Origin of the sequence: Microcystis aeruginosa NIES-4325, from assembly GCF_008974145.1 — a bacterium.
Classification (GTDB): Bacteria; Cyanobacteriota; Cyanobacteriia; order Cyanobacteriales; family Microcystaceae; genus Microcystis; species Microcystis aeruginosa_G.
Window position 1 is genome coordinate 1 of the sequence record NZ_BJKP01000154.1, and the last position, 252, is coordinate 252.

Below are 252 nucleotides of genomic sequence, written 5' to 3' on the forward strand. Positions count from 1 at the left end.
AACTGGAAGCAACAAAGGTAAAACACCGTCAGAGAAAGCTGGACTGGAAAGCACTGTCAAAAGATGTCCAAGAAAATCCAGATGCAAGATTAAGAGACAGAGCCGAGAAGTTTGGAGTGAGACCAAGGGGAGCAAGTCAAAGCTGAAGAACAAATAAACTACTTGACAAAAGCATCAATTGGGTATGGGATAGAGAAAAGAGTAGGGAAAAGACAAAAATGACTCCAGAGCAACAACAAGAACTTAACCAAC

The 252-nt window shown here is 41.3% G+C and carries 1 pseudogene; it reads left to right on the forward strand.

The features are described from left to right. Positions 1-125: pseudogene (locus MiAbW_RS19430) on the forward strand (IS630 transposase-related protein); the annotation flags it as partial. Between the last annotated feature and the right edge of the window lie 127 nt (positions 126-252).